The organism is Clostridium sp. LIBA-8841 (genome assembly GCF_034439435.1).
Taxonomy (GTDB): domain Bacteria; phylum Bacillota; class Clostridia; order Clostridiales; family Clostridiaceae; genus Sarcina.
On sequence record NZ_JAPCKJ010000006.1, the window covers coordinates 187298 to 209664 of the forward strand.

At 30.2% G+C, this 22367-nt stretch carries 17 protein-coding genes and 1 riboswitch; of the genes, 16 read left to right on the forward strand and 1 reads right to left on the reverse strand.

All coding sequences use genetic code 11. From position 1 onward, the window contains the following. The first annotated feature begins 4 nt into the window (after window positions 1-4). From OIF33_RS15345 to guaA, 3 genes are all read left to right on the forward strand, one after another. Window positions 5-2635, forward strand: coding sequence for a hypothetical protein (locus OIF33_RS15345; RefSeq protein ID WP_322505103.1), 2631 nt, complete (start codon window positions 5-7; stop codon window positions 2633-2635). 211 nt (window positions 2636-2846) lie between these two features. Further along, a riboswitch (purine riboswitch) is annotated at window positions 2847-2944 on the forward strand. A gap of 186 nt (window positions 2945-3130) precedes the next feature. Continuing rightward, complete coding sequence (gene guaB / locus OIF33_RS15350) at window positions 3131-4585, forward strand: IMP dehydrogenase (RefSeq protein WP_322505104.1); 1455 nt, start codon at window positions 3131-3133, stop codon at window positions 4583-4585. Window positions 4586-4700: 115 nt separating this feature from the next. Continuing rightward, a complete protein-coding gene (gene guaA, locus OIF33_RS15355; RefSeq protein WP_322505105.1) occupies window positions 4701-6230 on the forward strand; it encodes a glutamine-hydrolyzing GMP synthase in 1530 nt (509 codons plus the stop codon). Window positions 6231-6506: 276 nt separating this feature from the next. Here the strand turns inward: guaA and OIF33_RS15360 are convergent, their stop codons facing one another. Further along, window positions 6507-7799, reverse strand: coding sequence for an MFS transporter (locus OIF33_RS15360; RefSeq protein ID WP_322505106.1), 1293 nt, complete (start codon window positions 7797-7799; stop codon window positions 6507-6509). 633 nt (window positions 7800-8432) lie between these two features. On the opposite strand from OIF33_RS15360, the gene OIF33_RS15365 reads away from it, so the two are divergent. From OIF33_RS15365 to OIF33_RS15425, 13 genes are all read left to right on the forward strand, one after another. Beyond that, complete coding sequence (locus tag OIF33_RS15365) at window positions 8433-10184, forward strand: ABC transporter substrate-binding protein (RefSeq protein ID WP_322505107.1); 1752 nt, start codon at window positions 8433-8435, stop codon at window positions 10182-10184. Window positions 10185-10256: 72 nt separating this feature from the next. Next, window positions 10257-11222, forward strand: a complete 966-nt coding sequence (locus OIF33_RS15370; RefSeq protein ID WP_322505108.1) for an ABC transporter permease — start codon at window positions 10257-10259, stop codon at window positions 11220-11222. 14 nt (window positions 11223-11236) lie between these two features. Next, the gene (opp4C, locus tag OIF33_RS15375; RefSeq protein ID WP_322505109.1) at window positions 11237-12151 is read left to right on the forward strand and encodes an oligopeptide ABC transporter permease; all 915 of its coding nucleotides are present in this window, start codon (window positions 11237-11239) and stop codon (window positions 12149-12151) included. A gap of 13 nt (window positions 12152-12164) precedes the next feature. Further along, window positions 12165-13142: an ABC transporter ATP-binding protein gene (locus OIF33_RS15380; RefSeq protein WP_322505110.1), complete on the forward strand. Its 978-nt coding sequence runs from the start codon at window positions 12165-12167 to the stop codon at window positions 13140-13142. Next, window positions 13143-14111 (forward strand): dipeptide ABC transporter ATP-binding protein, encoded by a 969-nt coding sequence (locus OIF33_RS15385; RefSeq protein ID WP_322505111.1) that lies wholly within the window; start codon window positions 13143-13145, stop codon window positions 14109-14111. Between the two features lie 206 nt (window positions 14112-14317). Continuing rightward, window positions 14318-14527 carry a hypothetical protein gene (locus OIF33_RS15390; protein ID WP_322505112.1) on the forward strand — a complete coding sequence of 70 codons (210 nt, stop codon included), beginning with the start codon at window positions 14318-14320 and terminating at the stop codon, window positions 14525-14527. A 29-nt stretch (window positions 14528-14556) separates the two neighbouring features. Beyond that, window positions 14557-15909 carry a glucose-6-phosphate isomerase gene (locus OIF33_RS15395; protein ID WP_322505113.1) on the forward strand — a complete coding sequence of 451 codons (1353 nt, stop codon included), beginning with the start codon at window positions 14557-14559 and terminating at the stop codon, window positions 15907-15909. Window positions 15910-16051: 142 nt separating this feature from the next. Beyond that, window positions 16052-16489, forward strand: a complete 438-nt coding sequence (locus OIF33_RS15400; RefSeq protein ID WP_322505114.1) for a YaiI/YqxD family protein — start codon at window positions 16052-16054, stop codon at window positions 16487-16489. A gap of 352 nt (window positions 16490-16841) precedes the next feature. Next, window positions 16842-18887: a triple tyrosine motif-containing protein gene (locus OIF33_RS15405; protein WP_322505115.1), complete on the forward strand. Its 2046-nt coding sequence runs from the start codon at window positions 16842-16844 to the stop codon at window positions 18885-18887. 206 nt (window positions 18888-19093) lie between these two features. Then, a complete protein-coding gene (locus OIF33_RS15410; RefSeq protein WP_322505116.1) occupies window positions 19094-19813 on the forward strand; it encodes a pseudouridine synthase in 720 nt (239 codons plus the stop codon). 538 nt (window positions 19814-20351) lie between these two features. Next, the gene (locus tag OIF33_RS15415) at window positions 20352-21023 is read left to right on the forward strand and encodes an LPXTG cell wall anchor domain-containing protein (RefSeq protein ID WP_322505117.1); all 672 of its coding nucleotides are present in this window, start codon (window positions 20352-20354) and stop codon (window positions 21021-21023) included. 1 nt (window position 21024) lies between these two features. After that, on the forward strand, window positions 21025-21573 hold the full coding sequence (locus OIF33_RS15420; RefSeq protein WP_322505118.1) for a SipW-dependent-type signal peptide-containing protein: 549 nt from the start codon (window positions 21025-21027) through the stop codon (window positions 21571-21573). A gap of 16 nt (window positions 21574-21589) precedes the next feature. Further along, complete coding sequence (locus OIF33_RS15425; protein ID WP_322505119.1) at window positions 21590-22318, forward strand: hypothetical protein; 729 nt, start codon at window positions 21590-21592, stop codon at window positions 22316-22318. Window positions 22319-22367: the final 49 nt, after the last annotated feature.

Consider the following 22367-nt stretch of genomic DNA (forward strand, 5'->3'; position numbering starts at 1 on the left):
ATAGTTGATTAAGTTAGTTGATAATAGAAAAAATATTTTAATATTTATATTTGTAATAGGACTAATAAGCTTAGTAGGTCTAAATGTATTGGCATATCAAGTACCTTATATGTCAATAAATACTAGTACTACGGATTACATAATAAATAATGGTGAAGAAGTAAGTGTAACTTATACAGTTCAACCTCAAGACTTAGACCCAAGTTATTTTGGATATAGTAATAGAGAACAGCCTAATAGTATAGAAAGTCTTAATTATGCAATATTAGACTTAAATGTTCCAGATGGAATGCAAGTAAATGGGATAGAATGGAAGCAAAATGGAGTAAGTAAAAATATTGATGTAAATGGGCTTGACTTAACTTCAATTAAATTGCCTAGTATACAATATGAGTCTATTGGAAGTTGGAAGTGGAGTTGGCATTGGTATTGGAATGGATATTTTAGAGCAAACCCAATTGAAATAACTATAAAATATATTGGTAACAATTTAAGTAATGATGCTATCAAGGAATATTCAGTTGATGGAAGCATAAAAGTAGATTGGGAACGCGCAGGAGATTTACCTACTGTTAGATTTAGTGTTAATAAGGAGTTAAGTGTAAATATATCAGTAAGTGATTCAAGAGGAAATTTGGGAAAACCATATAATACGATAAATGATAAAGAAAATAAGCTTTATTATGAAGATTTAACTCAAGACAATACTTTAATAGGAAGAGGACTAGCTAATTTTAAAGTTTCAGGAATCGCAAAGGATAGAGATAGTAATTACTATTTAAAATATAGGTTTATTAAAAAAGGACAAGGTGATAATCCAGAGTGGCAAAATATATTATTAAATACAGATGTAATTAATGCTGATATAGATTATGATAATCCTAATAATTTAACCTTTAGATCATATGACGTTAACCATTTACCTACTTTAAGTGGAAATAGTCAATGGTCTGATCCAAATCTAGTATTTAAAAATCCATCAAGTAATATTAAGTATTTACCTACAAATGTTGCTAATAGTAAAAATCAGTATGGACATTTAAGTAGCTATGTTGATAGTGATGGAAGATTAAAATATAAATGGGTACCTAATATGGCCTTTTACAATAGTATGATGATTGGTGGAGAATATAAAGAGGCTGCAAAGTATTGGGGTTATATAAAACCTAAAAAAACTGGATGGTATAAGCTCGGTATATTATCCGATGATGGTGCAAAGGGTACTATTACTGCAGATGGAAAGGCTTATGCATTTTCAAAAGATGGTTTTTATCCACATGGAGTACAATACTTTTCTAATAGAGATGCTAACCCAATATATTTAAGCTCAGATGAGTATTATCCAATATCATTAGAGTACTTTAACTGGGGAGGTGGAGGAGCCTTCAAAGTAGGTTATGAGTATAGTACTAATAAAGATTATGGATATGGGTATAGAGAATATATGGGTGAAAATGGGTCAGCATTTACTTTTTATCCTTCAAAAAGTAAAGAACCAGGAGAAAATGCTGATGGTATATTTACTGGAGGAAAAGATGGAATACCATTCCCATCAGAAGAAGGAAGTTATTACATAGAATATAGAATAGTATCTATAGGAAAAAAGGATACATCAAATCAAAAGGTATTAAAAGAAGGAAAATATGGATATTTTAATGTTGAAAATAGGTTTATAACTAATATTAGCTTAGATAGTAGTGAAAAATTAGTTCAAGGGAAAAAGTATGATCTAAAATATACATTAAAGCCTAAACCTATTGCGACTAAAGATATAAGCAATGGATCAGAAGAAAAATTGCCGGATACTATAATATTGACTGACATTGAGATAAATGGAATGTTGCCACCTGGAATTAAGTTTGTTTCAAGAAATAATAGCAATCTAAATGAGAATTCAAATCGCTATTATACTATAGAAAAATCAGGAGATGAAACACCGAAGGGTACTAATTTTACGGTTAAATTTAATAATGACTTGGTTTATACATTGGATAGAAATGATATGATGTATAAAGCTCAAAATATAGAAATACCAGTTAAAATACAGATTGGTAGAATTGGACAATTTATTTTTGATGGAAATGATAATAGGATTACATATAAGTATTCAGGAAAAGATATGGCAACAATAACTCAGTATTTTCCAACAATAAATATAAATGCTATAAGTAGTTCAAAAATAATTCAGATGGGAATTTTAGATTCTGCAGCAAAGCCAAGTAATATTGGAAATATAAATGATGTTAGTAATGTAGTAAATGGAATTCCAAGCAAAGTAGCGTTAAGTGTAAAGGTAAATTCTCCTGGCACTATTATTGATGTTTCTTTAAATCAAAATTATTTAAGATCGGGAAATAGAAATATATCTGTAAGTAAATATAAAATAATAAATGATAATATTGACTTTATTAATTCAGAAACTGCAGAATTTAGTTTAAATAATAATGTCATAGCTATACAAGATAAAGATGGATTTAAATTAGAAGAAAATAATGATTATTTGATTGTTATAAATGTTACTCCAGATATACCTGATGGTGGACAATTAAAACTAGAAGGAACGATTGATGGAGGTAGTGATACTAATAAACATTACGCAATTCTTCAACCGACAGAAATGCCTGATGTATTTTAGAAAATAAAGATGGATAAGATTATACTTAAAATATAATCTTATCCTTTTTATTTAAGATGAAAATGTTAATAAAAAAAGAATAAAATGCAATTTAACAATCATTAAATATTAAAGCGAGAATTTAAACTTGCAAAAATACGCTTTTAAAATTAATTTATTGCATTTTGTTGACAAGCCTTCTTTCATAGATTATAATTAATAAAAATTAAACAAAACGGAATAGAAATAAACTCGTATAAGCTTTGAATAAGGCAAGGCGTTTCTACCGGAGACCTTAAATTTCCGTCTATGAGTGAATTTGATATACTATAGGTGTACTATAGGCATATTAACTTCACTTTGAGGTTAGTATGCTTTTTTTTGAATATAAAATTTCATTAAGAATGTATATTGCAAGTTTGCTTTCAAAAATAGTAGGGATTTAAAAGGGTAGAATTACAGAAAAATACTTAATTGTACATAAATAACTTTAAGATAGTGTGTGGAGGCGATAGTATGGCAAGAATATTAAAAACAGCATATACATTTGACGATGTATTATTAGTACCAAACAAATCAGAGGTCCTACCTAATGAGGTTTCTTTAAAAACTCAATTAACTAAAAAAATCCAATTAAACATTCCATTAATGAGTGCAAGTATGGATACAGTTACTGAATCTAAAATGGCAATAGCTATGGCTAGAGAAGGTGGAATAGGAATAGTCCATAAAAACATGACAATTGAAGATCAAGCAAGAGAAGTTGATAGAGTAAAAAGACAAGAAAATGGAGTAATAACAGATCCAATATTCTTATCAGAAGATCACACAGTAAGAGAAGCATTAGATTTAATGGCTCAATACAGAATTTCAGGAGTTCCTGTAACAAGAGAAGAAAAACTAGTTGGAATCATAACAAACAGAGATATAGTATTTGAAACAAACTATGATAAAAAGGTTTCAGAAGTTATGACTAAGAGTCCATTAGTTACTGCTAAAGAAGGAACTACTTTAGTTGAAGCTTTAGAAATATTAAAGCAACATAAAATAGAAAAACTTCCTTTAGTTGATGATGAAAATAACTTAAAGGGACTTATCACTATAAAAGATATAGAAAAAGCTAAAGCTTTCCCAAATGCGGCTAAGGATGAAAAAGGAAGACTTTTATGTGGAGCTTCAATCGGAGTAACTGCTGATATGATGGAAAGAGTAGACGCAGTAGTTAAAGCTAATGTTGATGTTATAGTTTTAGATACAGCTCACGGTCATTCAAAAGGAGTTATTGAAGGCGTTAAGAAAATAAAAGCTAAATATCCAGAACTTCAAGTAATAGCTGGTAACATAGCAACAGCAGAGGCCGTAAGAGACTTAGCAGAGGCTGGAGCAGACTGTGTTAAGGTTGGTATAGGACCAGGATCAATCTGTACTACAAGAATAGTTGCTGGGGTTGGAGTTCCTCAATTAACAGCAGTTATGGATTGTGCTGAAGAGGGTAAAAAATTAGGAATACCAGTAATAGCTGACGGTGGATTAAAATATTCAGGAGATATAGTTAAAGCTTTAGCAGCAGGAGCTTGTGCAGCTATGATGGGTTCAATCTTTGCGGGATGTGAAGAAGCACCAGGAGCTATAGAAATATACCAAGGTAGAAGCTATAAAGTTTATAGAGGAATGGGTTCACTTGGAGCTATGGAAAAAGGATCAAGCGATAGATACTTCCAAAATGGTACTAAGAAGTTCGTTCCAGAAGGTGTAGAAGGAAGAATAGCTTATAAAGGACATTTAGCAGAGACTATATATCAATTAATAGGTGGAATAAAATCAGGTATGGGTTACTTAGGAGCACCAACTTTAGAAAATCTATATGAAAATGCTAACTTTGTTGTTCAAACTTCAGCAGGATTTAGAGAGAGTCATCCTCATGATATAAATATAACTAAAGAAGCACCAAATTATAGCGTTAATCAATAATAAAAAGACTAGAAAATCCAACAAAATGTTAGAATAAATACATTGAAAGTTTTAACATTTTGTTGCAATATATTATATAAGATGAACGGAAAAATAAAGTTGTGGAGGAAAGCAAATGAGAGATTTAGTTTTAGTTGTCGACTTTGGTGGACAGTATAATCAGTTAATAGCAAGAAGAGTTAGAGAATGTGGAGTTTATTGTGAAATAATTCCTTATACATATAGCATAGAAAAAATAAAAGAGAAAAATCCAAAGGGAATAATCTTTACAGGTGGACCAAACTCAGTTTATGGAGAAAATACTCCTACATTAGATAAAGAAATATTCAACTTAAATGTTCCGATATTAGGAATATGTTATGGAGATCAATTAATGGCACACCTTCTAGGTGGAAAAGTTGCAACTGCTCCTGTAAGAGAATATGGAAAAACTAATGTAACTTTAGATAATTCATCAAAATTATTTGAAGGAATAGAAGAAAATGAAACTTGTTGGATGAGTCATACTGACTATATCGCAGAAGCACCAGAAGGATTTAAAATCATAGCTCATACAGATGTATGTCCAGTAGCAGCTATGGAAAATGAAGAAAGAAAACTTTATGGAGTTCAATTCCACCCAGAAGTTGAGCATACTCCATTTGGTCAAAATATGATGAGAAACTTCCTTTACAATATATGTGGATTAGAAAATTCTTGGTCAATGGCTTCTTTTGCTGAAGAGAAAATTGCTGAGATAAAAAGAGTAGTTGGAGATCAAAAGTTAATATGTGCATTATCAGGTGGAGTTGATTCATCAGTTGCCGCTGTTATGGTTCACAAGGCTGTTGGAAAGCAATTAACTTGTATCTTCGTTGATCACGGTTTATTAAGAAAAGATGAGGGAGATCAAGTAGAAAAAATCTTTAAAGAAGGTTTTGATATGAACCTTATCAGAGTTAATGCTCAAGATAGATTCTTAGGTAAATTAAAAGGAGTTTCAGATCCAGAAACTAAGAGAAAGATAATCGGAGAAGAGTTCATAAGAGTATTCGAAGAAGAAGCTAATAAATTAGGTGATATCAAATTCTTAGTTCAAGGAACTATATATCCAGACGTTGTTGAAAGTGGAACAGACACTTCAGCGGTAATTAAGAGTCACCACAATGTTGGAGGACTTCCAGAAGATATGGAATTCTCATTAATAGAACCATTAAGAGAATTATTTAAAGATGAAGTAAGAGCTGTAGGTGAAGAGTTAGGAATTCCTCATCATTTAGTATGGAGACAGCCATTCCCAGGACCAGGTCTAGCTATAAGAGTATTAGGTGAGGTTACTGAGGATAAATTAGAAGTTGTTAGAGAAGCAGATGCTATATTCAGAGAGGAAATAGCTTTAGCAGGCCTTGAAAGTGAAATATGGCAATACTTTGCAGTATTACCTAATATCCAATCTGTTGGAGTTATGGGTGACGAAAGAACTTACTGCCATACTGTAGGATTAAGAGCAGTTACATCATCAGATGGAATGACTTCAAACTGGGCTCATATACCATATGAAGTAATAGATAAGGTATCAAGAAGAATAGTAAATGAAGTTAAAGGAGTTAACAGAATTGTCTACGATGTAACTTCAAAACCACCAGCAACTATTGAGTGGGAATAAAAAATAAGCATCCAATTAATCATTAAATATATAAATTTTATTACTGATTAAATAGGCAATCAAAATTGATTGCCTATTTATTTGTGAGTAGATTCACAATTGCTTGTGATTAATAAAAAGTGTAATTATTAAAGATAAATGTGGATTAATTAAATTTATAAATTCTGTGGATAATATTTGGTTTTATATAAATAACTAATTAATCATTTGTAATTGTGTATAAATAAAAAAAGTAGCAATGAATTTTCATAGCTACTTTTTGTTTATATAAATATTTTATTTTACTGATTTTTTTTGGATTGCTTGGAATAAAGCAATTACTCCTATTGCTAATATCATTAAAACAATGAATACTGAGAATCCTTGTGAATATCCAGCAAATCCTGATTTATTTAAGAATGATGCCATTACAGGAGGTATTAAGAAGCCACCTAAAGCACCTAATCCACCAATCCATCCTGAAGCTCCACCCATTGCTTCTGGAACTGCATTAGGAACGATTTTGAATACTGCTGCATTTGCTATACCCATACCAACAGCAAGTAGTATTATACCTATTATTGCTAAAGTCATAGTTGAAGCAAATGTCATACAAATTGCACCAACAAGTGCTATTCCTAGAGAAATTATAGTTGTTATTTCTCCACCATTTTTATCAGCAAGTTTTCCACCATATACTCTAGTTAATGAAGTTAAGATAGAATAAAAGGCTGTTAAAAGACCTGCTATTTTTATGTTTAATCCGAAATAAGTCATCCAGTAGTTAGGGAACCATCCTGTTAATGCTAAGAAACCACCGAAAGTTGTAAAGTATATAAATACTAACGCCCAAGTTTTCCATGATTTAGCTGATATTAAAAGTGTTTCACTCGCTTTTCCTTTAGGGAATAATTCTTGACCATATTCTTTTGAAGCTATTTCTTTAGCTTCGTCTTTACTAATTCCTTTATCAAGAAGTTGGAAGTACCAAGCATTTTGACCTATCTTTATGTAAATTATTGTTCCAACTATTAAGAATATTAACCAAGCTAAGTAAGAACCAGGTAGTCCTAATAGAGGAAGTGCTAAGTTTGGAATTAATAATGCAAATATTCCAGGTGCTAAGTTACCAATACCACCATACATTCCTAAAGCTACACCTTGCTTGCTTTTTGGGAACCAGTATGATACTTGACTGACACCAACTGAGAATGTTGCTATACCACATCCTGATAATAGTCCAAGTGCAAATAATAAGTAATAATATTGATTTAAGTTATCACTGAAGAAGGCTAAAACTACGTATAAACCACCCATACCTATGATTGATAAAAGTAGTAAAACAATAAGTGGCTTTCTTCCTCCAGTTGTATCAACCCATGCTGAGAAAGGTATTCTAAGCAAAGAACCTGATAGGTTTGGGGCTGCTATAAGTAATGCTAATAATACCGGATTAAGGTTTACAAAAGCTTCTTTAAATACCGCAGAAGTTGGTCCATAAAGAGAAACTGCTGCGAATCCTATGAAGAAACCTAATGTAGCACCTATTAATCCACGATTTGGATTACCTTTTAGGTTTAAGTTTTTCATTTCATTCACTCCATTTTTTTAATTTGTTAATTTTTTAACTCTAAAATGTATAATATATCAAATTTAATTGCCATAAGATTATAACATTAAAAAGAAATATAAACTGTAACTTTTATCACGAATAAAAAGTAATAAATTATTTACAAGAGTAAATTATTAAAACTTCATAGTATATTTATTATTATCTATAAAATTAATAATTTGGCATATACACTTCATATACTTAGAGTAAATCATAATTGCAATTAAGATTTATTTATTGAAAGGAATAAATTTAATGTAAAAATATTTGTAATAAGAAAATTTATTTCCAATATTGCAAAAATATCGGAAATAAATTAAAATACAAATAATACAATTTCGAAAGACGGGTGTATTTCTGAGATATACACCAATTATTTTAATAATATATCTAGATATAGCTCTTAAATTTATTAATTTATTAATAAAAATACCTATTTACAAAGCAAAATCTAAGTTATATAATTTTAATATGAAAATAAAGTAAAATATGGAATAAAATTTTATTTTAGAAAATTACAGAAAATGTATGTATTGTAACATTAATTTAATATGGGGCATTGGAAAATTGTTACATACTAGCAATAAATATATTATAAGGGGGCAAAATTAATGAAAAGAAAATTAGTTACATTATTAACAGCTGGGTTAGCTACTTCAATGTTATTTGTAGCATGTGGAGGCGGAGCAGAAAAGCCAGCAGAGGGAAATAATGGTGGTTCAGCTTCAGGAGACTCAAGTTCAAGCGGGGAAAATAGGGATTTATCTAAGCCAGAGAGAATTGCAGCAGAAAATCCATCAGCTGTTCCAGAGACTGCTAAAAATAGAACTGATACATTAATAGTTGGAACAACAGATCCAAAGGGAGAGTTTGTACCCGTATATGGTTCTACAACTTATGATGGATGGGTTAATAATTTAATATTTGATGGATTAATTACAAATAATGAAAAAGGAGAACCTGTTCCAAATGTAGCAGAAAGTTATGAAATTTCTGAAGATGGAAAAACTTATACTTTTAAATTAAACCAAGGTATTAAGTTTACCAATGGAGAAGAGCTAAAAGCTAAGGATGTTGCCTTTACATTTACTACTATCTGTGACCCAGGATATGATGGTCCAAGAATGGATGCTGTAAGTAACTTAGTTGGTTACGAAGAGTATAACAAAGGTGATGCTACAAGTGTTGAGGGAATAAAAGTTGTTGATGATTATACAATAGAATTTACTAATAAGGAAGTAGATGCTCAAGGTATTTGGAATTATGCTTATGGAATTATGCCGGAAAGTGTTTATGGATTTGAAAAAGGAAACTTCCAAGCGGTTAAGGATAAATTATTACAACCAGTTGGTTCAGGAGCTTATAAGTTTGTTCACTTTAAACCAGGACAAGAAGTTAAATTTGAGAAGAATCCAGATTACTGGAAAGGTGAACCAAAAATTCCTTACATCGTAATGAAGGTTACAAATGCACAAACATTATTACAAGAGTTAATGGCTGGAACAGTTGATATAGATAGAGTTGGTGCTAAACCAGAAAATATAGATCCATTAAAACAAGCTGGGTTCTTAAATATGGATTTATATATGCAAAATGGATATGGATATATGGGAATGAATTATGGTAGCGATAAAGTTAAAGATCCTAAAGTAAGACAAGCATTGGTTTATGGATTAAATAGAGAAGGATTTATGCAATCTTATTATCAAGGATATGGCCAAGTTTATAATTCACACATACTTCCAACTTCATGGGCATATAACCCAGATGTACCTAAGTATGAGTACAATCCAGAAAAAGCTAATCAATTACTTGATGAAGCTGGATGGAAAGATACAAATGGAAATGGTACAAGAGATAAGGATGGAGTTGAATTAGAACTTCAATGGTTAACTTATACAGATTCTCAATACGTTGATGCTTTAATTCCAATAGTTCAACAATCATGGGAGCAAATTGGTGTTAAGGTTACTCCAGAATTAATGGAATTTGGAACAATGCTAGATAAGGTTGATAAGAGAGAATATGACATATTCAATGCAGCTTGGAACCTTTCAATAGACCCAGATCCATCAGGAATATTCGCAATTGAGCAAGATGTACCAGGCGGATTTAATAATGTTGGTTGGAGAGATGAAGAAGCAGATGCTTTATTAAAGAAAGGTAAAGGAACAACTAATCAAGATGAAAGAAAGAAAGCTTATGCTGAATGGCAATTAAAATTCTCTGAAGATGTACCATATATCCTTTTAGGAAATGCACAAGAAATGTTTGCATCAAGTGCAAGAGTTAAGGGGTATCAGCCTTCAACTTATATTGATTGGACTCATGATGTTCATAAATTAGAGTTAGTAAATGAATAAAAATAAAATAAATTAAGAATTAGCCTGGACAAAAAATCCAGGCTAATTTTGAAAAATGGGGGGAACAGCAAGATGCTACAGTATATTACTAGAAGAATACTTTTAATAATTCCAACTATTGTTGGAGTATCATTAGTACTTTTCTTTATATTTGCTATGGCTCCAGGTGATGCTATTACAGCAAATATGGATCCAAATATGAGTGTCGAAACTAAACAAGCAATAAGAGAAAAATATCATTTAGATGAGCCAAAAACAACACAGTATATGTATTGGTTAAAAGGTGTTGTAACAGAGGGATCATTGGGAGAGTCATTTTATTATAAGAGACCAGTTGCTGATGTAATGAAGGATTTTATACCAAATTCATTTATTTTGGGGGCTGCATCCTTGATTTTGGGATTAATAATCGCAGTGCCAATAGGAATTGTTTCAGCAACTAAGCAATATTCCTTTTTTGATAAATTCTTTACGGTATTTGCCCTTATGGGAATATCAATGCCATCCTTTTTCTTTGGACTTATATTAATAAAATATTTGGGGGTTGAACTCAATCTGTTTCCAATATCAGGTATGACTACTCCTGGAAGTGCATATACAGGAATGCAATATGTTTTAGATGTATTAAAACATATGATTTTACCACTTATAGTTTTAACACTTGGAAGTGTAGGTGGATGGATGAGATACACAAGATCAAGTATGCTTGAGGTAGTTAGACAAGACTACATAAGAACTGCTAGGGCGAAAGGATTAAAAGAGAAGGTTGTTATATACAAACATGCTTTAAGAAATGCTCTAATACCAGTTATAACATTATTAGGAATGTCAATTCCAGGGTTATTCTCAGGTGCTACATTAACAGAAAAAATCTTTAACTGGCCAGGTATAGGTCCAGTACAGTTAAGTGCAGTAAATAACAGAGATTATTACCTACTTATGGGTATAAACCTTACTTTAGCAATCTTAGTTTTAATAGGAAACTTGCTTGCTGATATTATATACGCATTTGTAGATCCAAGAATAAGGCTGAAGTAGGAGGTGCTTTTTAGATGCAAACAGAATTAAATAAAAAAGTTAAAATAAAAAAAGAAAAAATAGAAAGCCCTTGGACTGTAGCTTTTAAAAGATTAAAGAAGAATAAGTTAGCTTTAAGTGGATTATTCATACTTTTAATTTTAGTTGCAATTGCAATATTTGGGCCAATGTTATATCCACATGATCATTTAACAATAGATTTATTAAAAACTAATCAGCCTCCTTCAGCTCAGCATTGGCTAGGAACTGATGGATCTGGAAGAGATGTGTTAGCTAGACTTATGTATGGAGGTAGATATTCACTTTCAATAGGTATAGTTGCAGTAGGTATTTCTATAGTTATAGGAACAACTTTGGGGATATTAGCCGGATATTATGGTGGATTTATAGATAGTTTAATAATGAGAATTGTTGACGTATTTATGTGTTTCCCATTCTTATCATTATTAATAATGGTATCTGCTATAATGTCAGATTTAAAAATACCACCAGAATACAGAATTTTCGTAGTTATGTTTATTATAGGGGCTTTAAGTTGGACCAGTACTTGTCGTATGGTTAGAGGTATGGTTTTATCACTTAGAGAACAAGAGTTTATGCAAGCTGCAGAGGCTTTAGGTCTTTCAGATGCTAGAAAAATGTTCTTACACTTATTACCTAATACATTAGCTGTAATTATAGTTTCAGCTACATTAGGAATTGGGGGAGCAATCTTAACAGAATCATCTCTAAGCTTCTTAGGACTCGGAGTTACACCGCCTACACCAACATGGGGAAATATGATACAGACAGCTCAAGATTATTACACATTAACTAATAGATGGTGGTTATGGATACCACCAGGAATATGTATATTCTTAACGGTTATATCTATAAACATTTTTGGAGACGGATTAAGAGATGCTCTAGATCCTAAGCTAAAGGTTTAAGGGGGAGAGTATAATGGGAAAAACATTAGTAGAATTTAAAAATCTTGAAACTCACTTTCATACTGGTGAGGGAATAGTTAAAGCTGTAAATAATGTTAGTTTTAAAATAAAAGAAGGAGAGACAGTTTGTGTAGTTGGAGAATCTGGTTGTGGAAAATCTGTTACTGCCATGTCTCTTATGAGATTAATACCTAGCCCTCCAGGAAAAATAGTTGGAGGAGAAATCTTCTTTGATGGAAGAGATGTTCTTAAATTTACAGAAGAAGAACTTATGGCGATGAGGGGTAATGATATATCAGTTATTTTCCAAGAGCCTATGACATCATTAAATCCAGTATTTAAAATAGGAGATCAAATCTGTGAGGCTATAATTCTTCACCAGCACTTATCAAAGGAAGAAGCTGAGAAGAAAGCTATAGAAGTTTTAAAAATAATAGGTATAGCTAGAGCAGAAGAAATAATGAAATCTTACCCTCATGAGTTATCAGGAGGAATGAGACAAAGAATTATGATTGCAATGGCAGTTTGTTGTAATCCGAAGCTTTTAATAGCAGATGAGCCTACAACAGCACTTGATGTTACAATCCAAGCTCAGATTCTAGACCTTATGAGAGATATTAAAGAGAAATTAAATACTTCCATATTATTAATAACACATGACTTAGGTGTCGTTGCTGAGATGGCTGACTATGTTGTGGTAATGTATGCTGGTAAGGTTATTGAGGAAGCTCCAGTTATAGAGCTGTTTAAAAATCCTCTTCATCCATATACTCAAGGATTACTTAAATCTAAGCCAGCAGTTAATGGTACAGAAACTAGACTTTATTCAATACCTGGACAAGTTCCTAATCCAGTAGGTATGCCTGACAATTGTTACTTTAATGAGAGATGTGATAGATGTATAAAGAAATGTACAGAGACTCAACCAACTCTTATTGATGTAGGAAACAGACACAAGGTTTCATGCTGGTTATATAAGGAGGGAAAGTAGATGCAAGATAATACAGTTTTAAAAGTTGAAAATTTAAAAAAATACTTTCCAATTAAAGCAGGAGTCTTTTCTAAGACTGTTGGACACGTAAAAGCTGTTGATGGAGTAAGTTTTACTATAAATAAGGGTGAAACTTTAGGACTAGTTGGAGAATCAGGTTGTGGAAAATCAACAACAGGAAGAGCAATTTTAAGATTGTTTGAAAAAACTGATGGAAATGTATATTTTGAAGGAAAAGATATATTTGAACTTAAAAAGAAAGAATTAAGAGAATTAAGACCTAAGATGCAGATGATATTCCAAGATCCATACTCATCTCTGAATCCAAGATTACCAGTAGATTCTTTAGTTGGTGAAGCTCTTTTAAGTCATAAATTATGTAGTAAAGAAGAGCTTCCAGAGAGAGTAGCTCAGACTATAGAGAGATGTGGACTTGCTAGATATCATATGAAAAGATATCCACATGAATTCTCAGGTGGACAAAGACAAAGAATAGGTATAGCAAGAGCTTTAGTTTTAAATCCAAGTTTTATAGTTGCAGATGAGCCAGTTTCAGCTCTTGATGTTTCTATACAATCACAAATAGTAAATTTAATGATGGATTTACAGGAAGAGATGGGATTCTCATATCTTTTCATATCTCATGATTTAAGTATAGTAAAACATATTTGTCATAAGATAGGTGTAATGTACTTAGGAAGCTTAGTTGAATTAGCACCAAAAAATGAGCTTTATGAAAATCCTCTACATCCATATACAAAGGCACTTTTATCAGCAGTTCCAATACCAGATCCAACATTAAAAAGAGATAGAATAATATTAAAAGGTGATATTCCTTCACCAGCTAATCCACCAAGTGGATGTAAGTTCCATACTAGATGTCCATATGCTATGGATAAATGTAAGAAGGAAGCGCCAGAATACAAATGCGTTGGAAAAGACCATTTTGTTGCATGTCATTTAGTTTAATTTTAATTAAATGTAAGCAATATGTATTAAAATGTAAAAAATGAATTAAAAATTTAAATTTGTATAGTGTAGGGGATTGAATTCTCCTACACTATAACTATATATGATAAAATTTCATCAAATGTATAAAAAGTTCTATATTGTATTGTAATACATAAATAAGAAATGATAAAATATTAACGTGTGGTAAACGGAGGGAATTAAGTTTGTTTTGGTTTAAAGACGAAATAACTAGAAGAAAAGAAAAAGAAGAATACGAGAAATTAATGGAAGAGGTTAAAAATAAAGAAAAGCCAAACTTTAAAGATTTGGTTGCTATAATGATAGCGCAATACGCAATAATACTTCCAATGGTTTTTGGAGGGTTAATTATTTTTGCGATTATATTATATATATTAATGGCGTGGTTAAAATAAATTTATAAACGCTAATGGAGGTAGTAATAATGAAAAAAGGATTAGTTGTTGATTTATCAAAAGCAGCTCCATATTTAAAATCTCACGAAGTTGCTTACATGCAAGAAACTATAAACCAAGCACATGACAAACTACATAATGGAACAGGTGCAGGTAATGACTTTTTAGGATGGGTTGACCTACCTGTTAATTATGATAAAGATGAATTTGCTAGAATAAAAGAAGCTGCTAAAAAAATACAAAGCGATTCAGATGTTTTAGTTGTTATAGGAATTGGTGGTTCTTACCTAGGAGCAAGAGCTGCTATAGAAATGTTAACTAACAACTTTTATAATTCAATGTCAAAAGATAAGAGAAAAACTCCTGCTATATTCTATGCAGGAAATAACATAAGCTCAAGCTATATGGCTGACTTATTAAAAGCTATCGATGGATTAGATGTAAGCTTAAACGTTATATCTAAATCAGGTACTACTACAGAGCCTGCTATAGCTTTCAGAATATTAAAAGACTACATGGAAAAGAAATACGGAAAAGAAGAAGCTACTAAGAGAATATATGCTACAACAGATGCTAAAAAAGGTGCTTTAAAAACTTTAGCTGATGCTGAAGGATATGAAACTTTCGTAATTCCAGATGATGTTGGAGGAAGATTCTCAGTATTAACAGCGGTTGGATTATTACCAATAGCTGCTGCTGGAATAAACATCGACGAAATGATGGAAGGTGCTGCTGACGCTAGAGAAGAATACGCTAATCCTTCATTAGCTGATAATGAATGTTATAAATATGCAGCCGCTAGAAATGCTTTATACAATAAAGGTAAAGCAATTGAAATATTAGTTAACTATGAGCCAGCTGTTCACTACTTCAATGAATGGTGGAAACAATTATACGGAGAATCAGAAGGAAAAGACAACAAAGGATTATTCCCAGCTGCTGTTGATTTCTCAACTGATTTACACTCAATGGGACAATACATTCAAGAAGGTAGAAGAGACATCTTCGAAACAGTTATTAATGTAGGAACTCCAAGAGAAGAAATAACAATAGAAGCTAACGATGAAAACATAGATGGATTAAACTTCTTAGCTGGAAAAACTATGGACTATGTTAACAAGCAAGCATTCAGAGGAACTTTACTTGCTCACAATGATGGAGATGTTCCAAACATAGTTGTAAATGTTCCAGAGTTAACTCCATACTACTTCGGAAGATTAGTTTACTTCTTCGAAAAAGCTTGTGGAATCAGTGGATATGTTTTAGGAATAAATCCATTCGATCAACCAGGTGTTGAAGCTTACAAGAGAAACATGTTTGCTTTACTTGGAAAACCAGGTTTTGAAGACTTAAAAGCTGAGTTAGAAGAAAGATTAAAATAATATAAATTTAAAATAAAAAAGAAGCTCTTTTTAGAGCTTCTTTTTTATTTTAAAGGTATAATTTTATTAATAGTTTAAATTAAATTTTAGAATTAATATTTATAAATGTAATGGAGAATATATTAGGGGGAGGCGTATAAACATGAAAATAGTTGTTGATGGTGATGGTTGCGCAGGAAGAGAAATAATTGAAAAAGTCGCTAAAGAAAATTCAATAAAGATTTTAATATATTGTACAATAAATCACATGATAAGATCTGATTATTCAGAGGTTAAAATCGTTGATGATGGATTCCAGAGTGTAGATATGTATGTTGCTAACGCTACAGAAAAAAATGATATTGTGGTAACTCAAGATTATGGAGTGGCAGCTATGGCTTTGGGAAAGGGAGCGTTAGCTATTAGTCCGAGAGGATATATTTATGATAATAATAATATTGATAGGTTGCTTTTTGAAAGACACTTAAGTCAAAAAAATAGAAGAGCTGGTGGAAGAACAAAAGGAAATCATAAAAGAAGCAAAGAAGATGATGAGAGATTATACTATAATCTTAAAAAGCTTATAGAAAAAACAAACTAAGCTTAATGATAGGTTGGTAAAAAATTATTATTTTATATCTAAAAATCAATACTACTTTAAAAGAGAGGCTTTTACAAAATTATTGAGTTACAAAAATAAAGAAATCTCAGAATAGCTGAGATTTCTTTAATGGTTTGATTATATGGATATAATAAAATTAGGAGATTTACAGTGTTAAGTAACACTAGCTATAGTATATCCAGTTTAAAGTTTTTTTATACACCTTATAAAAGAGAAAAAAATGTAGAAATAGAGTATTTTATAACAAGAAAAATAGAAAATATTTACATAAAAACGGAAGTATAATATAATTTATTTATCTAGAATGTTTCGGGTTTTAGGGGGAGTGATTATGGGAGAATTGCTTTTAGAGTTAGATGAAAGGGATATAATAGAAGATAATAGTCCGGTTAACATAAAGATAATCAATAACACTGATGATAATTTGAAGTATAAAATATTAACAGGAAAGGATGGAATTTGGGAAACTTTAAGAGAATTTGAAAAGGAAAATAAATTTGTTTGGACTCCTAAGGATGTTGGGGAATATATGCTAATGGTCCAAGGGAAAAAAGATAAGTCAAATAAACCTTTTGATTATAAAGTTACTCAGAGTGTGAATGTGAATAAAAAAGGTGATGGACTTCATAATGAGATAAATGTAGAAGAAAAAAAAGATGAGAAACTAATAAAAGGAATTTACCTAAACAAAGATGTTTTTAATGTTGGGGAAAAGACTGTTTTAAAAGTTGATAGCACTAATGAAGATATTATGTACAGATATTTTATAAGTGGAAAGAACGGATGGCAGCTTATAAAAGATTATACTTTAGAAAATAAATTAAACTACACTATTAATGAAAGTGGACAGTTTGAATTTTTAATAGAATGCAAAAGACCTAGCTCAACTAATACAGCAGATGATTATGCGACAGTTATGTTCACAGCCAAAGAGTTTATAAAACCTGAAATAATTAATTTCGTTAATTTAAGTGAGAACTTATTAGTAAATTCAGATCTTACATTCCAAGTAGAAGCAAATTTTGAAGATGAAAGAACGGCATTATATAAATTTATAAAGATATCACCAGATGGAAGTAGAACTTGCATTCAAGATTTCTCATCAAGACGTATTGTAACATTTAGAGAATTTAAAGAAGGAAAATATAAGCTTCTATGTTTAATAAGAGACATGTATTCTAATAGAGAGTTTGACGATAGAGCCGTAATGGTTTATGACATAAAACCGTACGAACCTCTTCAATTAAGGAATTTCACTACAGATTTAAGTTCACCGCAGGTTAAAGGTGAAACAATATCAATAAAAGCTATTGTGGATGGAGGAAGTGATGTTCTTTATAGATTTAAAATAGATGGAGAAATATCAGAAGATTCAGGGTATACAAGAAATAGCACTTTTAAATGGAATGCTAAAAAAGAAGGTAATTATAGAATAACTCTTTGGGCAAAGGACGATTCATTTATTGGAGATTATGAAATAGAATCAAAACTAGATTATAAAATAGATAAAAAGGTTGCAAAACCAATAAAGATAACTGAATTGATTTTTGATAGGGATAAAACTCCTATTATAAATGAAGTTATAAAACTTAGAGTTAGTGCAGAGGGTGGTACTGACTTGAAATATTCTTTTATAATAATTAAAGATGGTCAAATTATGGAGAATATTGCTTATGGAAGTACTAACTGGGTTGAATTTATTCCTAGTGAAAAAGGTAACTATGAACTTGATGTTAGGGTTAAAGATAAATATTCAGCAAAAGAATATGATGTGCATACTGTTTTAAACTTTAAAGTAAAAGAATATGCAGAAGGAAAAATTGATCATATTTTAGTTCCCGCTAAAGAATATTTTTTAGTTGGAGATGATATTGATATTGAGGTTATAGCACAGAATACTAGACAGGTAAAGGTTAAGTATGTAACTAAGGTTAATGGCCAAATAGTTGAAGAAACTGATTATATAAAAAATAAGAGGTTTAAAGTAACTCCTAAATGTCCAGGAAAATATTCAGTAGATATTTTTGCAAGAAATGTTAAATGTAAAGAAGGTTTTGATTCAAGAAGAGAAGTAAAATTCTACATTAATGAAGCACCACCAGTTATGAATACTAAAATAAACACTTCAGATCAGGTATTTAAAATAAATGAAGAAATAAATTTTTCTACGAAATGCGAAGGTGGAAATAGAGTTTGTTATGAATACTATATAATGGTTAATGGCAACTGGTCACTAGTTCAAAAATATAGTAGAAAAAGTTATTATTCTTTTAGACCTTATGTACCAGGAAAATATAAAGTTTTAGTTTTAACTAGAAGTTATTATAAAAAATGTGCTTATGAAGATTATGATACTTTTGAATTTAGAGTGGAATAAAAAAATTAAGTAAGGCTCTGTTTTAAAATAATGTTGATTTTTAGATAGAACTGTAAGTTAGGTCTGAAGGGATAGCTAAAAATCAATATTGACCTAAAGCAGAGTCTTAGTTATTTTCTACAATATAATGAGTTGTAATTAGTTAGACTTTGCTTTATACTAACCACAGATATAAATGCAATTTTGTTAAAAGGAGTGATTAACTAGTGGAAAGATTGGATAAAGTCTTATCAAATTTAGGATACGGAACAAGAAAAGAAATAAAACAAGTTGTTAAAAAGGGACTTGTAACAATTAATGATAAAATAGTAAAAGATAATGGATTACAAATAGATCCTGAAAAAGACAAGATAGTTATAAATGGTGAAGAAGTAGAGTATAAAAAGTACATATATTTAATGATGAATAAGCCAGCTGGAGTAATTTCAGCAACTTATGATAAGAGAGATGAAACTGTTATTGACTTATTATATATGGAAGATCAAGTCTTTGAACCATTTCCAGTAGGAAGACTTGATAAGGATACAGTAGGGTTATTATTATTAACTAATGATGGAGACTTAAATCATAAGTTAATATCACCTAAGTATCATGTGGATAAAGTTTATTATGCTGAAATAGATGCACCTATAACAGATAAGGATATTAAAGCCTTTGAAAATGGTGTAACTTTAGATGATGGATATAAGTGTATGAGTGCTAAACTTAAAGTTATAGAAAACTTAGAAGACTCAGCTAGAGTAGAAGTCACTGTTCAAGAAGGAAAGTATCACCAAGTAAAAAGAATGTTTGAGGCAAGGGGTAAAAAAGTTGTTTATTTAAAAAGAACATCTTTTGGTAATCTTCCACTAGATGAAAATTTAGAAGAAGGCGAATATAAAGAGCTTTCTGAAAGTGAATTAGCGGTACTTTACAAAAATTTTTAGAAAATTAAATGATAATGATTGTGCTTGAAGAATTTATGTAGGAAAACTTGCAAAAAAAATATTAGATTACTTGCAATTTAAGTAAACATCTAATATAATAGTTGTGCGAGGATAAATAAAAGGAATAAATAGCCCCCTTTTTATTTATTGCTTATTGCTGAAACGCAACCTAGCCCCAAGGGTTGCGTTTTTTTATTTTATATAAATGCAAGAAAACTTGCAAGAATAATTAAAATTAAAAGAAAATATTCAAATATTATGTATAGAGTTAGTATATAAAAATACTAACTCTTTTTTTATATAAATAATAGTTTAAGTAAATTTATATATATAAGTTGAACTTTAATTTGTTTTTTATAAGTTTTGAAATAAGAGTAATGGCTTATTATATTTAGAAATATTTAATTTTATTCTTAACATTATATGATATTTTTTTAAAATATATGTTAAAAAGGTTATTTTTTTTATGTGCTATGAATATAAATATAGGGTTAAAAGAGAAGATTATGTTAAGGCTATAAAAAAAGGGGGAGGCAGTATGAGAAAAACTAAAAGTGTGTTTCTATGTACATTTTTAGCAATATTAACTTTTATGCTAGTTAAAAACACTGTTGTCTTTGCTGATGAAAAAGCTGGAGTAAGGGTAGATGTGGTAGAGGAAAATAATACTTTATTTGATGAAGAGGTTATTTGGAAACCTGGACATATAGAAGAAAGCTTACTTAATATTTCAAATAATTTAGATAAAGCTATAAAAATAAAAAATTTATCTTTTCATGATGATAGTATTTTTGACTATTTGAATTCTAAAAAGATAGATAAAAGTGATGAAATATATAAGCATTTTTTAGAGAATGCAGCAATTACTGTTAAAGATAATAAAGATATCATCTTTAAAGGAACCCTTGAGGATGTCTTTTCAAAAAGAAATATTAAATTAGAAAAAGAAATAATTGTACAAGCTAATGAAAGCAAGTCTATGGAATTAGAAATAAATCTTTCAGAGGATTTAGATGATAGAGGACAAGGAATACAACATGAATTTAGTGTTAGTGTTCATTATGAATATGAAGATGATAGTAATAATGGAAGTGGAGACTTACCAAATACAGGAGGCTTTAGCAATAAAGTATTTATGATTTTAGGAATACTTGCTTTAGGAGTAGGAAGAGCGGTATTAAAGTTACCTCAAAAGAGGGAGGAGGTTTAAGATGGAAAACGCTAAGATTAGAAAAATAACTGCATTAGTATTAGCTATAGGGATAACAGGAAGTGTTGGAAGTTTAGCTTATTTCTCTGATAAGGAAAAAATGAATGGAGAAATAAAATTAACCTTAGGTACTCTAAGTTCAGAAATAATTAAAGGAATTAAAATAGAAGGAATTGATATAGAAGTTCCTGTTAGTGATACATTTTTAATAACTAATAATGGTACATTAGATCAATCATTATTAATTAATTTTGAAAATTCATCAATAGGTAATGATGGATTAGAAAAAATAAAATATTCATTAAGTTTTAAAAGTAGTAAAGATAGAGAGCTAAAGTCATATGGAAATGGAGAAGAAACATTACTTTCTTTATTTGAAAATGGAGTTAAAGTAGTAGACTTAGATAACAATGAAATCATATTAGAAGAAGGTGAAATTTTAACAGCAACATTAACATTAAATATGCAAAGGGATATGCCAGAAAAATATTCAGGAACAGATTTTAATTTTGATTTAAGAGTTGGATATAATCAAGCAAATAATAAGTAGTAGGGGAGGAGTATAAGTGATTAGTAAAAATAAAATTATAGCATTAATTTTAGGAGTTTCACTTGCTTCAAGTGCTACTTATGGAAGTTATGCTTATTTTACAGGAGAGGATACTATTAATAATACTATTAAGATAGTGGAGTTAGATTTAAAAGATAGTGCTTTTGAAGTTTCTAAAATAAGCATTAGAGAGAATTCTTTAGTCTTAGAATTTTCTAAAAGAATATTTTACACTGGAGAGAATCTGGTTAATGATGTAGTTGGAAGTGAAAATTTTTTAGATGATGTTGAAATATCAATAGAAGGAAAGGAACTTATTATAACTAAAAAAGAGGGGGCATTTGTACTTCCAATAGGGTTAGAAAATAAGTTGCCTAGTATAACTTTAAATACAAATTTTGAAGACAGGTTTGGAAAAGATTTAGAAGAAATTACACTATATTTATATTCTGATTTCAATGAAAATATTAATTGGAGTTTGACTAATGATTATAAGGAGGATGTGATAGTACAGCCTGATAATGAGATTTTAGTTGAACCTCCAGTAGAAAATGAAGTTAATAATGAAGATATAGAAGCTCCTAAAGAAGAGGATAATAATTCTACTATAGAAAATAAATTACCAGAAAGTAATCAGGCAGAAGAAGAAAAAATAAATGAATTAGGTAAAGATAATGTAGAGGAAAATAATATTTCTGAGATATATAACAGTACTAATGAAGAAAAACAACCAATAGTAAATTAAAAGATTTTATTATAGGGTTATATATTAAAATTTAAATTTTAAATTTTTA

Excerpts from the sequence above, each read along its gene's own strand:
- guaB (WP_322505104.1), top strand. The coding sequence starts at position 3,131 with ATGGCAAGAATATTAAAAACAGCATATACATTTGACGATGTATTATTA.
- guaA (WP_322505105.1), top strand. The coding sequence starts at position 4,701 with ATGAGAGATTTAGTTTTAGTTGTCGACTTTGGTGGACAGTATAATCAG.
- OIF33_RS15360 (WP_322505106.1), bottom strand. The coding sequence starts at position 7,799 with ATGAAAAACTTAAACCTAAAAGGTAATCCAAATCGTGGATTAATAGGT.
- OIF33_RS15365 (WP_322505107.1), top strand. The coding sequence starts at position 8,433 with ATGAAAAGAAAATTAGTTACATTATTAACAGCTGGGTTAGCTACTTCA.
- OIF33_RS15370 (WP_322505108.1), top strand. The coding sequence starts at position 10,257 with ATGCTACAGTATATTACTAGAAGAATACTTTTAATAATTCCAACTATT.
- opp4C (WP_322505109.1), top strand. The coding sequence starts at position 11,237 with ATGCAAACAGAATTAAATAAAAAAGTTAAAATAAAAAAAGAAAAAATA.
- OIF33_RS15380 (WP_322505110.1), top strand. The coding sequence starts at position 12,165 with ATGGGAAAAACATTAGTAGAATTTAAAAATCTTGAAACTCACTTTCAT.
- OIF33_RS15385 (WP_322505111.1), top strand. The coding sequence starts at position 13,143 with ATGCAAGATAATACAGTTTTAAAAGTTGAAAATTTAAAAAAATACTTT.
- OIF33_RS15395 (WP_322505113.1), top strand. The coding sequence starts at position 14,557 with ATGAAAAAAGGATTAGTTGTTGATTTATCAAAAGCAGCTCCATATTTA.
- OIF33_RS15400 (WP_322505114.1), top strand. The coding sequence starts at position 16,052 with ATGAAAATAGTTGTTGATGGTGATGGTTGCGCAGGAAGAGAAATAATT.
- OIF33_RS15405 (WP_322505115.1), top strand. The coding sequence starts at position 16,842 with ATGGGAGAATTGCTTTTAGAGTTAGATGAAAGGGATATAATAGAAGAT.
- OIF33_RS15415 (WP_322505117.1), top strand. The coding sequence starts at position 20,352 with ATGAGAAAAACTAAAAGTGTGTTTCTATGTACATTTTTAGCAATATTA.
- OIF33_RS15420 (WP_322505118.1), top strand. The coding sequence starts at position 21,025 with ATGGAAAACGCTAAGATTAGAAAAATAACTGCATTAGTATTAGCTATA.